The organism is Petrotoga sibirica DSM 13575, assembly GCF_002924625.1.
GTDB lineage: Bacteria > Thermotogota > Thermotogae > Petrotogales > Petrotogaceae > Petrotoga > Petrotoga sibirica.
On record NZ_JAHC01000032.1, the window covers coordinates 122,744 to 136,573 of the forward strand.

Annotated in this window: 12 protein-coding genes, 2 tRNA genes and 1 pseudogene; 9 read left to right on the forward strand and 6 right to left on the reverse strand. The window is 34.1% G+C overall.

Annotated features, from left to right (window positions below; genetic code table 11):
* The first annotated feature begins 4 nt into the window (after positions 1-4).
* The 8 genes and pseudogenes from AA80_RS08270 to proB form a co-directional block, all read left to right on the forward strand.
* Positions 5-1,255 carry an argininosuccinate synthase gene (locus AA80_RS08270; protein WP_103877306.1) on the forward strand — a complete coding sequence of 417 codons (1,251 nt, stop codon included), beginning with the start codon at positions 5-7 and terminating at the stop codon, positions 1,253-1,255.
* On the forward strand, positions 1,252-2,577 hold the full coding sequence (gene argH, locus AA80_RS08275) for an argininosuccinate lyase (protein WP_103877307.1): 1,326 nt from the start codon (positions 1,252-1,254) through the stop codon (positions 2,575-2,577). The genes AA80_RS08270 and argH overlap by 4 nt, the downstream gene beginning before the upstream one ends.
* Positions 2,574-3,611 (forward strand): N-acetyl-gamma-glutamyl-phosphate reductase, encoded by a 1,038-nt coding sequence (argC, locus tag AA80_RS08280; RefSeq protein ID WP_103877308.1) that lies wholly within the window; start codon positions 2,574-2,576, stop codon positions 3,609-3,611. Before argH ends, argC begins: the two co-directional genes overlap by 4 nt.
* Positions 3,612-3,754: 143 nt before the next feature.
* Positions 3,755-4,909 carry a homocitrate synthase gene (gene nifV, locus AA80_RS08285; protein WP_103877309.1) on the forward strand — a complete coding sequence of 385 codons (1,155 nt, stop codon included), beginning with the start codon at positions 3,755-3,757 and terminating at the stop codon, positions 4,907-4,909.
* Positions 4,884-6,143: a 3-isopropylmalate dehydratase large subunit gene (locus AA80_RS08290; protein WP_103877310.1), complete on the forward strand. Its 1,260-nt coding sequence runs from the start codon at positions 4,884-4,886 to the stop codon at positions 6,141-6,143. The genes nifV and AA80_RS08290 overlap by 26 nt, the downstream gene beginning before the upstream one ends.
* Positions 6,144-6,173: 30 nt before the next feature.
* Positions 6,174-6,677, forward strand: a complete 504-nt coding sequence (locus AA80_RS08295) for a 3-isopropylmalate dehydratase small subunit (protein WP_103877311.1) — start codon at positions 6,174-6,176, stop codon at positions 6,675-6,677.
* 11 nt (positions 6,678-6,688) lie between these two features.
* On the forward strand, positions 6,689-7,684 hold the full coding sequence (locus tag AA80_RS08300; protein ID WP_103877312.1) for an isocitrate/isopropylmalate dehydrogenase family protein: 996 nt from the start codon (positions 6,689-6,691) through the stop codon (positions 7,682-7,684).
* Positions 7,685-7,691: 7 nt separating this feature from the next.
* A pseudogene (gene proB / locus AA80_RS10520) lies at positions 7,692-8,792 on the forward strand (glutamate 5-kinase); the annotation flags it as partial.
* Positions 8,793-8,808: 16 nt separating this feature from the next.
* Here proB and AA80_RS08310 read toward each other — a convergent pair.
* The 3 genes from AA80_RS08310 to AA80_RS08320 all read right to left on the reverse strand — a co-directional run bounded on the left by AA80_RS08310 (position 8,809) and on the right by AA80_RS08320 (position 10,344).
* Positions 8,809-8,885, reverse strand: a tRNA-Cys gene (locus AA80_RS08310).
* A gap of 4 nt (positions 8,886-8,889) precedes the next feature.
* Positions 8,890-8,966, reverse strand: a tRNA-Asp gene (locus tag AA80_RS08315).
* Between the two features lie 46 nt (positions 8,967-9,012).
* The gene (locus AA80_RS08320; protein WP_103877313.1) at positions 9,013-10,344 is read right to left on the reverse strand and encodes a trigger factor; all 1,332 of its coding nucleotides are present in this window, start codon (positions 10,342-10,344) and stop codon (positions 9,013-9,015) included.
* A 205-nt stretch (positions 10,345-10,549) separates the two neighbouring features.
* Here AA80_RS08320 and AA80_RS08325 point away from each other — a divergent pair, with 205 nt between their 5' ends.
* A complete protein-coding gene (locus AA80_RS08325; RefSeq protein WP_233186872.1) occupies positions 10,550-11,275 on the forward strand; it encodes a WecB/TagA/CpsF family glycosyltransferase in 726 nt (241 codons plus the stop codon).
* Here the strand turns inward: AA80_RS08325 and AA80_RS08330 are convergent, their stop codons facing one another.
* Genes AA80_RS08330 through AA80_RS08340 form a run of 3 tightly spaced genes read right to left on the reverse strand, consistent with a single transcriptional unit; the run spans position 11,276 to position 13,720 of the window.
* Complete coding sequence (locus AA80_RS08330) at positions 11,276-12,217, reverse strand: hypothetical protein (protein ID WP_103877315.1); 942 nt, start codon at positions 12,215-12,217, stop codon at positions 11,276-11,278.
* Positions 12,218-12,219: 2 nt separating this feature from the next.
* A complete protein-coding gene (locus AA80_RS08335; RefSeq protein WP_103877316.1) occupies positions 12,220-13,329 on the reverse strand; it encodes a DUF4097 family beta strand repeat-containing protein in 1,110 nt (369 codons plus the stop codon).
* Between the two features lie 16 nt (positions 13,330-13,345).
* Positions 13,346-13,720, reverse strand: a complete 375-nt coding sequence (locus tag AA80_RS08340) for a DUF2089 domain-containing protein (RefSeq protein ID WP_103877317.1) — start codon at positions 13,718-13,720, stop codon at positions 13,346-13,348.
* Positions 13,721-13,830 lie beyond the last annotated feature (110 nt).

A 13,830-nucleotide genomic window follows, 5' to 3' on the forward strand; every position in this document is an offset into this window, starting at 1 on the left:
ATTTATGAAAACCGGGGAAAAGGTAGTGTTAGCATATTCAGGAGGGTTAGATACATCTGTAATCATACCATGGTTAAAAGAAAAGTATGATTGTGAAATTATTGCAGTATGTATTGATGTTGGTCAAGGAGAAGAAACTCATGCTATCAAGAAAAAAGCTATTTCGAGTGGTGCAAGTAAGGTTTATGTAGAAGATGTTGTGGAAGAATTTGTAACCGATTATATTTATCCAACCTTAAAAGCTGGAGCAATATATGAAGGTAAATACTTGTTAGGAACATCCTTTGCAAGACCTCTAATGGCAAAAAAATTGGTTGAGATTGCTCACCAAGAAGGTGCAAATGTTATTGCCCATGGTTGCACGGGTAAAGGTAACGATCAAGTAAGATTTGAGGTATCTATCAAAGCATTAGATCCTTCTATTAAAATTATTGCTCCTTGGAGAATATGGGAAATTAAGTCTAGGGAGGAAGAAATCACCTACGCCCTAAAAAAGGGAATTCCAATATCTATAACCAAAGAAAAAATATACAGTGTAGATAAAAATATATGGCATATAAGCCATGAAGGAGGAAATTTAGAGAATCCTTGGAACGAACCAAAACCTGAGTTATTCGATATGGTTACTCCACCTGAAAAAGCACCCGATGTTGCTGAATATGTAAGCATAGAATTTGAAAAAGGAATTCCGGTAAAGATAAATGGAGAGGAACTTTCTCCAGTAGAATTAATCAAGAAAGCCAATGAAATCGCATCGATATATGGTGTAGGGATTGCAGATATTGTAGAAAATCGATTAGTTGGAATGAAATCAAGAGGGGTATATGAAACTCCAGGAGGGACATTACTCTATACGGCACACAAGGAACTAGAAAGCTTGGTACTTGACAAGGAAACGTTAAGATTCAAAGATATAGTAGCTCAAAAGTACGCGGATCTTGTTTATAATGGATTGTGGTTCTCTCAGTTGAAAGAAAGTTTAGATGCTTTTGTTGATGAAACGCAGAAGGTTGTTACCGGTGTTGTGAAATTGAAACTTTACAAAGGGAACATTATAATTGCAGGATTAAGTTCACCATATTCCTTATACAACGAAGAGTTAGCTACATTTGGAGAAGATAAGATTTATGACCAAAAGGATGCAGAAGGTTTTATAAATTTGTTTGGTCTACCTTTGAAGATGAGAGCTTATCAGATGAAGCATTTTGTTGAAAATCAAAAATATAACAAAACGACTGTAGGAGGAGAACAATGAAATTGTGGGGTGGTCGGTTTAAAGAAAAAATTGCAGAAGATATGGAAATTTTTAATTCATCGATAAATGTCGATATCAGATTATTGCCCTACGATATAGAAGCTTCTTTAGCCCATGCGAAAGGGTTGAAAAAGGCAAAAATAATTACTGACGAAGAGTTTGAACAAATCGAAAGGGCGTTAAGAGAAATAAAAGAAGAAAAGTTTGAAGAGATTCCAATGGTAGAAGATGTGCACACATTGGTAGAGCAAATGTTAGTTGAAAAGATAGGAGACGTTGGTAAAAAAATTCACACAGCAAGAAGTAGGAACGACCAAATAGCAACAGATGAAAGATTGTACTTACGAGATGAAATATTAAAAATTATAGATTTACTAGAACAATTGAATTCTGTTTTATTAGAACTTTCCAAAAAATACAAAAACAAAGTTATGCCCGGTTACACACATTTGCAAAGAGCTCAACCTATCACATTTTCCCATCATTTATTATCATACGTAGAGATGTTTAGAAGAGATATAAATCGCTTGGAAGATTCTCTGAAAAGAGTGAATGTATTAATTTTAGGTTCAGGCGCTTTAGCAGGAACATCATACGATATAGATAGAATGTATGTGGCATCGCTGTTAGGATTTAAAGAAGTTTCGCTAAATAGTATGGATGGAGTAAGCGACAGGGATTTCATCATTGAATTTTTGTCCATAGCTTCTCTAATAATGATGCATTTAAGTAGATTTTCGGAGGAAATCGTAATTTGGTCTACACAAGAGTTTAATTTTGTGGAATTGAGTGATAAATATTCTACGGGAAGTAGTATAATGCCACAAAAGAAAAATCCGGATTCTTCTGAATTAATAAGGGGTAAAACGGGTAGAGTATATGGAAATTTGTTTAGCCTTTTAACAACTATGAAAGGTTTGCCCCTAGCATATAACAAAGATATGCAAGAAGATAAAGAACCTATGTTTGATACTGTTGATACATTGAAAAGCTGTTTAAAGGTATTTATAGGTATGTTGGAAACCATGCGTGTGAATGAGAAAAAGATGGAAGAGGCGGTAAAATTTGGCTATTTAAATGCAACGGATCTAGCAGATTATCTGGTCAAAAAAGGAATCCCTTTTAGAACAGCTCATGATATAGTTGGAAAATTAGTTGTATATGCTATAACAAAAAATGTCCCTTTAGAAGAGCTGAATATAGCAGAATTTAGAAACTTTTGTCAGTTTATAGATGAAGATGTCTATGAAGTTTTAGATGTAAAGAATATTCTAAAAAGCCGTAAAACAATTGGGGCAGCACGATGGGAGGCAGAAATATGAAGGTAGGTATACTTGGAGCAACGGGATACACCGGCATAGAATTAATTAGAATATTATCGAAACACGCTAACGCAAAGATAACTTATTTGTCTTCAAAACACTTTGAATCCCAATTAATTTCAGAAGTTTATCCAGGATTATCAGGATTTTGTGACAAGATATTAGAGGGGGATGATTTTAAAAAAGCTGTTGCTATTTGTGATGTAATATTTTCAACTTTACCTCACGAATTAACCTTTGAAGTAGGCAAAATGGTGATTGATGCGGGCAAGAAATTGATAGATCTGGGGCCTGCCTTTCGTTTTGATGACTTTAATTTCTTCAAAAAATGGTATGGTTCAAACGTTGAAATAGAATACGATAAATACCATAAAGTCTACGGATTAACTGAGTTATATAGAGAAAAGGTAAAAAACTCACAAATTGTTGGAAATCCTGGTTGTTATCCAACTAGTGTGATTTTAGCATTGGCCCCAGTTTTAAAAAATAGAGTTGTGGTTGATAAAAACATTATTATTGATAGTAAGTCAGGGGTATCAGGAGCTGGACATGAACCTAAATTTAGTAACTTATATTCAGAATGTAACGAAAATACAAAACCGTACAAAGTTGCCAAACATAGGCATATTCCAGAAATAGAGCAAGAACTATCAAAAATAATGGAGCAAGATGTGAAAGTTGTTTTTACCCCACATCTTGTTCCGATGACAAGAGGAATTTTAAGTACTATTTATTGTAATTTGGAATCAGATATAACATTGGAGGATGTGTATGATCTTTATCAAGAATTTTATAAAAATGATTATTTTATAAAAATTCTTAAACCCGGAAAGTATCCCTCTACTAAAAGTGTAGCTGGATCGAATTTTTGTCAAATAGGTTTTGAAATTGATGAGCGTACAAACACTTTAATAATTATCTCTGCCATAGATAACTTAATGAAAGGAGCCAGCGGTCAGGCGGTACAAAATATGAATTTAATGTTTGGGCTGCCTGAAAATAAGGGGCTTGATGTAATAAGAATTTTTCCATGAACTTGATATATCTTTAAATTTAATGTATAATTTAAAAAATTTAAAGACGCTATAGAAAGTTTCGAGTTACGAGACATTGAAAACTGAAAGGAGGGAGGGTACGGTTCTTCTAAATCTAATGGAAAGAAGAACGTACAAAAAACGTGAGTAACGTATATATAGTTGATACAACTTTAAGAGATGGTGAACAAACTGCCGGGGTAGTATTTGCCAATGAAGAAAAGGTCCAAATAGCAAAGATGTTAGCAGATTTAGGTGTCTATCAGATCGAAGCAGGGATTCCCACGATGGGTGGAGATGAAAAGGAAGCCATAAAGAAGATCTGCAAATTAGACTTAGGGGTTTCAATTATGGGCTGGAATAGAGCAGTTATTAAGGATATTGAAGAATCTATAGCTTGTGGAGTTGATGCGGTTGCTATTTCTATTTCCACTTCAGATATTCATATCAAACACAAATTAAAAAAAGATAGGGATTGGGTATTAAAAAGCATGGTTGATGCTACAAAATTTGCCAAAAAACACAATTTATACGTCTCTGTAAACGCTGAAGACGCTTCAAGAAGTAATATGGATTTTCTTATAAAGTTTGCCAAAGAGGCTAAAGAGGCAGGAGCAGACAGGTTAAGATACTGCGACACCGTTGGTATGATGGAACCATTTTCGATCTACGAACATATCAGAAGAATAATAGACGAAGTTGGTATAAATATTGAGATGCATACTCACAACGATTTTGGCTTAGCTACTGCAAATACATTGGCAGGTATAAGAGCGGGTGCTAAGTATGCTGGTGTTACGGTAAATGGGTTAGGAGAAAGGGCAGGGAATGCTGCTTTAGAAGAAGTGGTGATGGCTCTTAAATACATTTACAAAAATGATTTGGGAATAAAAACTCACTTACTAAAAGAAGTATGTGAATATGTTTCTAAGGCTTCAGGAAGGGTTCTTCCCTTATCAAAAACAATTGTAGGCCATAATGTTTTTGCTCACGAGTCTGGCATTCATACAGACGGTGTCCTTAAAGACTCAAAAACTTACGAATCTTTCACTCCAGAGGAGGTAGGATTACAAAGACAGATACTTATTGGAAAACATTCGGGGAGGAACGCTATTGTTGCAAAGTTCAGAGAATACGAAATAGATCTAACTCCAGAAGAAGCAGAAGAGATTTTAAAAAGGGTAAGATCCCTATCTGTTCAACTCAAAAGAAGCCTATTCGATAAAGAGTTAATCTATCTATACAACGAGATGAGGGAGGAAAAGATAAAGGATGTCAACTTACAAAACAATATCTGAAAAGATATTCAGTGATCATTTGGGAAGAGATGTTGAAGCTGGGGAAATAGTGATAGTTGATGTTGACTTTATGATGGGGCAAGACGGTACCACTCCATTGGCTATTAAAACTTTTGAAAATGTTGGAGCAAAAAAAGTTGCGAATCCTGAAAAAGTAGCCTTCATAATAGACCACAACGCACCTAGCCCAAGTGAAAAAGTCTCTGCTTTACATAAATTGATGAGAGATTTTAGTAACAACTATGGTACGAAGTTTTACGATATCGGCGAGGGTATATGCCATCAATTAATTCCCGAAAAAGGTCATGCTTTACCTGGACAAATTGTAATAGGCGCTGATTCTCATACCTGTACTTATGGAGCTATAAATTGTTTCTCTACTGGTGTTGGTTCCACAGATTTGGCTATAGCTATGGCAAGTGGTAAGTTATGGTTTAAGGTACCACAAAGTGTAAAAATTGTTTTAGAAGGTTCACTGTCAACAGGTGTTTATTCTAAAGATGTCGCGTTGTATATCGTAAAGAATCTAACCGCTAACGGAGCGACCTACAAGGCTGTGGAATTCGAGGGTCCAGTTATCGATAATTTATCAGTTGAGGCAAGATTTACTATTTCTAATATGTCTGTGGAAATGGGAGCCAAAGTTGGTTTGATGAAACTTGACGAAAAAGCTGAAAATTGGGTAAAAGAAAGAACTGATAAACCATTTAAAAGTTACGAACCAGATGAAGGTGCAAAGTATGAAAAAATATATAAATTTGATGTCAGTGATTTAGAACCTCAAATTGCTGAACCTCATGCCGTTGATAATGTTAGTCCAATTAGTGAAGTTGAAGGTGTTCCTATACATCAAGGTTTGTTAGGTACGTGTACTAACGGAAGAATTGAAGATCTAAGGATTGCTGCGAGCATATTAAAAGGCAAAAAAATCCATAATGGTGTTAGACTCATTGTGGCTCCCTCGTCTAAAGACACCTTATTAAAAGCTATGAATGAGGGAATAATTCAAACTTTAGTTCAAGCAGGAGCGACAGTGGTTGCCCCAGGCTGTGGACCTTGTGTTGGCACACACAACGGAGTACCTTCTGATGGAGAGAATGTAATTTCTACAGCAAATAGAAATTTCAAAGGAAGAATGGGAAACAACAAAGCTTTCATTTATTTGGGATCACCTGCTACAGTGGCAGCTTCTTGTATTGAGGGTAAAATAGCAGATCCGCGTAAATATTTGTGATAATTAATTTTTTGAACGGGAGGATAAATAATGGAAATAAAAGGTTATTCTCATAAATTTGGAGACGATGTAAACACCGACTACATTATCTCTGGAAAATACAAATTTAGTACCATCGATATGGACGAATTGTCCGTTCATTTGATGGAGGATCTGAGGCCAAATTTTTATAATGAAATCAAAAAGGGTGATTTCATAGTTGCAGGTGAAAATTTTGGTTGTGGTTCTTCTAGAGAACAAGCTCCTTTAGTTATAAAACATGCTGGTATCAGTGCGGTGATAGCGACTTCTTTTGCCCGTATATTTTACAGAAATTCTATAAATATTGGTTTACCTTTGGTTGAGGTCCCAACTGATAATATAGATGAGGGTGATTTATTGACAGTTGATCTGGAAAAAGGTATAGTCAAGAATCATACAAAAGATGAGGTTTTGAAGATTAAATCCCTTCCCAAAGTGATGTTAAAGATTTTACAAAGTGGGGGTTTGGTTAATTATTACAAAAAATACGGTACTTTAGAATTAATAGACTAGTAGGTGATTATATGTATACAGTTACTTTGATTCCCGGAGATGGAATAGGTCCAGAAATAATCTCTGTAGTTGTCGAGATTTTTGAACATATGAACGCTCCAATTAGCTGGGATTTAGTAGAGGCAGGAGAGAAGGTAATTGAGAAATATGGAACTCCTCTACCTGATTATGTGATAGATTCGATCAAGAAGAATAAAATAGCCTTGAAAGGTCCTATAACTACTCCTATAGGTAAAGGATTTAGAAGTGTGAACGTTACCCTCAGAGAAAAGTTAAATCTATATGCAAATTTAAGACCAATTAAAAGTTTAGAAGGCCTGATTACTAAATACGATAACGTCGATTTGGTTGTGGTGAGAGAAAATACCGAAGGTCTGTATAAAGGGATCGAGTACAAGATTGACGATACAGCTTGTACTGTTAGAGTCATAACAAAAAATGCAAGTGAAAAAATCGCATATTTTGCATTTAAATATGCAAAAGAAAACAAAAGAAAGAAAGTTACAGCTGTTCATAAGGCAAACATTCTAAAGATTACAGATGGCTTATTTTTGGAAGCTACTAGAAAAGTAGCAAAAGAATATTCTGAAATAGAGTACGAAGAAAAGATCATTGACAATATGTCTATGCAGTTGGTTTTGAATCCCGAAAAATATGATGTAATTGTTGCTCCCAATTTGTATGGAGACATCCTTTCCGATTTAGCAGCAGGTTTGATAGGAGGATTGGGCCTTGCTCCAGCTGCTAATATTGGCGAGGATGCTGCGATCTTTGAAGCGGTCCATGGAAGTGCCCCAGATATAGCCAATAAGGGTATAGCAAATCCCATCGCTATATTAAACTCCTCCATTATGTTGCTAAATTATTTGAAATTGAATGAATTAGCAGAAAAACTCCAAAATGCTATTTCTGCAACGATTAAAGATATAGATAGTTTAACACCGGATTTAGGGGGAAAAGGTAACATAGAGTCGATAAAAAATAAAATTATTTCATTTTTGGATTGAATAGTTGGTGATTTTTTTGAAAAATACATTCAATAAGATAGTCATAAAGGTTGGTAGTAGCTCTATAGCTGATGAGAACGGAATAAATGTTGGTAGGATGAATAAAATCGTCGAGCAAGTAGCTGTATTAAAGATCAAAAGGAGAAAAGATATTATCATCGTTTCATCGGGAGCTATAGCCGCAGGTAAAAGTGAATTAGGTTACCGTTACAAACCTTATTCTCTTTCTGAAAAGCAGGCTTGCGCAGCTGTTGGTCAAGGTGTGTTGATCTCCAAATATCGTGAACTTTTTGCAGTTAAAAAAATTAAAGTAGCTCAAATACTTTTAACTGCTGAAGATTTTTCTAATCGTCATCGTTATTTAAATGCATACAATACTATGACTGCACTTTTAGAAAATGATGTAATACCTATTGTAAATGAAAACGATACAGTAACGACAGATGAAATTAAATTCGGTGATAATGATGTTTTATCTGCTCAAGTTGCAAGTTTGTTGGAAGCAGACTTATCGATCATTCTCTCAGATATTCCCGGATTGTTGAAAGATTTGACTAACCCGAAATCATTGATAAATATTGTTGAAGAGGTTACCCCAGAGCTTGAAATTCTTGCCAACGGAAAGAGTGGTAAACTTGGTACTGGAGGAATGAGTTCAAAATTAAAAGCAGCTCAGATTTCCATTGCCTCAGGAATACCTTTAACAATTCTCCCTTCTTATGAAGATGGTATTATCACAAAAGCTGTTGATAATATTGAACATAGGCAGTTCAACATTGGTACAACTTTTTTACCTAAAGGTAAAAAGATGAGCAAAAGGAAAAGATGGATTCAGTTCAGCTTGAAGCCAAAAGGTGAGTTGATTGTTGATAATGGTGCACACGAGGCACTTTTAAAAGGTAAAAGTTTGTTAGCTGTAGGAATAATAAGTTTATCAGGCAATTTTTCCATCGGAGATCTAGTGGTAGTATCCAATAAAAAAGGAGAAAATATTGGAAAGGGCTTGGTAAACTATTCTTCTGAGGAATTGAAAGAAATAATCGGCAAAAAGTCTCATGAGATACTCTCATTCAAAGAAAACGTTGGTCCTGAAGAGGTGATACACAGGGATAACTTAGTTACAATGGAGGCAACGGAGGGATTTGAACCCTCGAATAGCGGTTTTGCAGACCGCCGCCTTTGACCCCTTGGCTACGTTGCCAAATTGGCGGGGACGACGGGACTCGAACCCGCGGCCACCGGTGTGACAGACCGGCATGATAACCAACTTCACCACGTCCCCTTCAACTTCAAATGTATTTTATCATATAATTCCAATTTTGTCTAGTTTATTCTTCACTTTCTTCATTATCAGTATTAACTTTTGCTTCTTTTTGTTCTTCGGTTAGGGTAACATTTTTGCCTTCGAACTCTTCTTTTGATATTTCAACTATTTGTACTTTCTCTTTGATGAATTGGGCCACTTTTTCTCTTAATTTGTTCCACAGGATTTCATTTGATAGTTCAGCATTTGAACTTATTATCTCCTGAGCGCGCGAGAAAGGTAAACCGTACATAGTTGAGAAGTTCTTGATCTCTTGTGACAATTCTTCGTTCCCCACTTTTATATCGTTTTCTAATGATAGTTTTTCGATGACGACCATCTCTTTTATCCAATTCAAAGCACTCTTTTTGATTTCCTCTCTCAATTTGGTTTCATCATTATCGAATTTTTTCAAGTTTTCTTCGTATTTATCCTTGTTTTTAAGATCGTTTATAGTCGAATCAATATAATAATTTAAACTCTCTTCAGAAATATCAATATCAACATAATTTGGTAACTCCGATAAGATATAGTTAATAACAAATTCATCCTGCCAATTTTTAATAGCTTGTTCTCCTTCTTTTTTCAACATCTCTTTCAGCTCATTCAATGTTTCTACTTCAATATTCAGCTCTTTTGCAAAATTATCGTTTAATTCGGGCAATCTTCTAGTATAAGCTTGCGTGATTCGGACTTTTTGAATAACTTTTTTACCTTGATCTTCTTTTTCTAATTCAAATTCGTCACCGGTTTTTTTCCCGATGATTTTTTTAACGAGTTCTCTTTCATCGTCTTCTCTTACTATTATTTCCTCTTCTTCATCAGATTTGATAATTTCATCGTTTTCATCTACTAAATCATAATTTATTCTTACATAATCTCCATATTGTATTGGTTCTTCTTTTGGATCTAATATTGCATTGCTCTCAAGTAAATCATTCAATCTTCTTTGTACAAAGTCCTCAACCACTTCTTTAGATTCAGGGACTTTAACCGTCATATTTTCAAATTCTGTTTTTATAATTTCAGGATAGGTGTGAAGCAAGACTTCAAATTCTGTGTGTTCCACATCTTGAGCTCTTGATTCAATAATAATTGGGAAGAGCAACTTTTCTTCTTCTCTGATTTTGTGATCCAGCTCATGTTCGGCTTCTTCTAACAACATATTATTGAAATCGGGACCTAAGCGCAACTTAATAACCTGTTTAGGAACTTTACCCTTTCTAAATCCTTCAAAGGTGTAATGCTGATTAATTTCTCGAACGAGTTGATCTTCTATTTTTTCAATTTCTTCTTTGGAAAATTTGAAAAGGTATTTCTTAACATTTTTGTCTTGGCTAAGTAAAGTTTTTTCCATGATCCTTCCTCCTAATTTTGAGAAGTTTTCATCGAAGTTCAAAGTATTATACAATGAAAGATAAGGAATTTGGTTAATTAAACGTCAATTTTTGTTTTTATAGTGTAAACATTTTTCTTATCTCAGCCTTTTATTTGTATAATATTTTTATGGAAATTCTAATTTATTTGTGATACAATATTTCGACTCGAAATAGTAGTTAGAGGTGAAAGTATTGGTTGGACAGTTCCTTTTAAAAGATATCCCAATGATTTATGGAAGCCAAGAGGATATTTATTCCTATATTGAAGACCAAATCGAAAAAGAGAAACTTTGGATAGTTACTTTAAATGCGTTGATGTATATGGAATATTTGAAGGGTAACGATTATTCTAAAGTCATTAGCAAAGCGTCTTTTTCCATTCCTGATGGAGTGGGGATTGTTAAATTACTCAAAAAGAAAGGTATTGAGACGGAAAGATGCCCTGGTATAGATACAATGAAGTATTTGTTAGAAGTTTCTCAAATGAGTAATTATAAAATATTTCTACTTGGATCAGAAGAAGACGTGGTTAAACTAGCAGCGCAAGCAATTGAGAAAATGTTCCGTGTAAATATTGTTGGATTTCATGATGGGTATTTTGATATAAATGCTGAAAGAGAAGTAGTTCAAAAAATTAATGATAGCAAAGCAGATCTCCTTTTTGTAGGAATGGGAATTCCAAAACAGGAATCTTTTATTTTCAGAAACTATGAAGCGTTACAAGCAAAGCTTATGATGGGAGTTGGTGGCAGCTTTGATGTTTTCGCTGGAGTAACAAAAAGGGCTCCTCTTTTCTTTCAAAAACTTGGATTAGAATGGTTGTACAGAATGTTTGAAGAGCCCCATCGATTCAAAAAATTACCTGATCTATTTAAATTTTATGTGAATTTATATAGAAATAAAGATTAATTATATAAATTCCACATTTAGATGTGAAATCTCTGAAGAAATATTCAGATAACAGGTGTAAGATGCTTCTGAGAAATTATCAGAAACATAAGTTCCATCTTCTCTTTGGTACATTCGTCCGAAATTTTTGAAGTTCAAATCTCCGATATGGTTCAATACTAAAGCTACATCTTGAGGCAATTTTATATTTATCGATGAAACTTCAGAGTCCACGTCAACTGAGGTATTATCTTTTTGAGAAGGGATCAAAGTAATTTTAGATGCAGTTGATTTGATTCTTACTTCTCGTGTTTTAATCTGTCTTAAATCAAAAAAAGCGGTACTAACATTCAATTCTGCACGATAATTGTAATAAATATTCTCGTTTAAATATACAGTTATTTTTGCTCGTTCGGGTACTTTTACATTGGATATTTTCAGCTTGTTGAAAATATCAACTTTAGAAGTGTCATGTTCTTGCCTAAAAGAATATATATCGTTATCAATCACAGCTTTGACTTTTACAGGTGTATCTATCTTAGAAGAGTCAATATTTAGAGAGCTCCAGTCTACGTCTGTTGACAAGTCAAGTATATTTCCTGTAAATTTAGGTGGAAGATTTTCTGATATTATTGATTTGTTAATCTTTAAGTGAGGCTTTCTTATATGGAATAGTCCTTTAAATCCAACAGCAATAATATACGATGCGATCATCAATAGAACCAGTTCCCAAAAATTTAGTGAGGTGGGGAACAACTGAAATGTGTCAAGCAACAGTATTATTCCAAATATTAGACTTCCTAAAGTTCCTACATTTCTTTTTCTGAAAAAAGTTAGTCCGGATCCTAGAAAAATAACTGTAAAAAAGAATTCTATCAAGTTGAAACTTACTAAGAATTCGTTGAAAATAACTGATAAAAAGATTAAAATACCTAACGCGATTAATATTATTCTTCCTTCCATTATTATTCCCCCCTATCTTTCAAAAATTTATCTGCTAGTTCTTCAGAGTATCCCAACTCTTTTAAAAGTTCTATGGCAAAAGATCGAGAAATTTTTTTCTCTTTTAATAAAGACAAAATCTTTTTTTCTTCAATGGTTAGGAATTCATCACCTTTTGAAAAATCCTCACTTTTTTCTTTTCCCATTTCTTCTATGACTTCCCCATGAGGTGCTACTCCTCTAATACGAATATCTCCACTCATTACATTAATTTTTAAAACTCTTTTTTTGGGAAGAGTAGAAGAATCACTACGTTGAACTAAATCAACGTTTGATTTAATCGATGATGAAAACCTGTGTATTGGAGCTTCTAAATAAATTTTTTCTTTTCCTTGAACTATTAGATCTATATCTCCAGAAGCGGTGTTTACCGTACAATAAAAATTCTTATCTAGAGAATCTACAGAGATATCACCGCTCGCTGATTTAAAGTTTGCTGCTTTCACGATACAATTTTTTATTGAGACATCACCGGAAGCCATAATTAACTTAAGATTTTCTATTTTAGAGTTTTCAACTAAAACATCGCCACTAGCCATACTAAAATCACCATTCAGTATATTCACATTGTGAATTTCAAAATCTCCCGAAGCTCCTTTTAAAATCAATTCTTCCAACTCACTGTTATTTAAGTCGATACTCACATCCCCAGACCCGGTATCCACCCGTAAAGATTTCAAAGTTTTAGTTTGATTAGATCCTCTAATATATGCATCTCCTGATCGAGTTTTGATCGTAAAATTGTATAAGTTGGTAGAATCCAAGTCTGTTTCTATATCAGCTGAGGATAAGTCTAACGTTATATCGTTAACTTGATCTCCTATGGACAAATTAATCGGTACTTCATGGAACATTTTAGAGAAAGAAAAGAATTTTGATAAGAAGTCACCTTTTTCATAATCTATGTCGATTGATATGCTTGTACTATCTAATCCCCAGCTAGTTTCTACGTTGATTTCTTGATCTCGGTATTCGAGATATGTTGTTTCACCGTGGCAAATTTTTATTCTTCCGTGAAAGTTTCGCGCCTTTATTTTAATCACTTTTACATCATTCAAATCAATCCTTTGCATTCAAAATCACTCCTTTTTATTTTTTGTACTTTTTTAATAATTCTTTAGCTTCTTCAGGGGTAATTTCTCCTTTTTCAATTTTTTCAAGAATTTCAAGGGTTTTTTCTCTACTTTCAATGTTTTCAGACTCGTACCCCATTGCTGTGGCAACTTCTTCTAATCTTGCTTTTGCAGTAGGATAAGAGATACCAAGCTCTTTTTGTAATTCCGATAAATTTCCTCTAACCTTGATAAAAATCTTCAAAAAATTTAATTGTTGGTTTGTTAATTGAGCAAATTCTTCTAATTCGAAGTTACCAGATATTTCAGTTCCACACTCTTCACAGCGATATTTTACGATATTTAACTTACCCCCGCAAACAGGGCACTTGGATAAGCGGTATTTAGGCATATTAGGACCTCCTATTAGTATTTTTTATGTTGTTATGATATTTTTAAAGACTGTCTGGTTATTTTGAAAAAATTATAACATAAAACTTTAAAATTGTCAACTATAAATAC

Bases quoted from the DNA above. Each gene is read 5' to 3' on its own strand.
- AA80_RS08330 (WP_103877315.1), bottom strand. From the start codon at position 12,217: ATGGAAGGAAGAATAATATTAATCGCGTTAGGTATTTTAATCTTTTTA.
- argC (WP_103877308.1), top strand. From the start codon at position 2,574: ATGAAGGTAGGTATACTTGGAGCAACGGGATACACCGGCATAGAATTA.
- AA80_RS08290 (WP_103877310.1), top strand. From the start codon at position 4,884: ATGTCAACTTACAAAACAATATCTGAAAAGATATTCAGTGATCATTTG.
- argH (WP_103877307.1), top strand. From the start codon at position 1,252: ATGAAATTGTGGGGTGGTCGGTTTAAAGAAAAAATTGCAGAAGATATG.
- AA80_RS08320 (WP_103877313.1), bottom strand. From the start codon at position 10,344: ATGGAAAAAACTTTACTTAGCCAAGACAAAAATGTTAAGAAATACCTT.
- AA80_RS08340 (WP_103877317.1), bottom strand. From the start codon at position 13,720: ATGCCTAAATACCGCTTATCCAAGTGCCCTGTTTGCGGGGGTAAGTTA.
- AA80_RS08335 (WP_103877316.1), bottom strand. From the start codon at position 13,329: ATGCAAAGGATTGATTTGAATGATGTAAAAGTGATTAAAATAAAGGCG.
- AA80_RS08295 (WP_103877311.1), top strand. From the start codon at position 6,174: ATGGAAATAAAAGGTTATTCTCATAAATTTGGAGACGATGTAAACACC.
- AA80_RS08300 (WP_103877312.1), top strand. From the start codon at position 6,689: ATGTATACAGTTACTTTGATTCCCGGAGATGGAATAGGTCCAGAAATA.
- AA80_RS08270 (WP_103877306.1), top strand. From the start codon at position 5: ATGAAAACCGGGGAAAAGGTAGTGTTAGCATATTCAGGAGGGTTAGAT.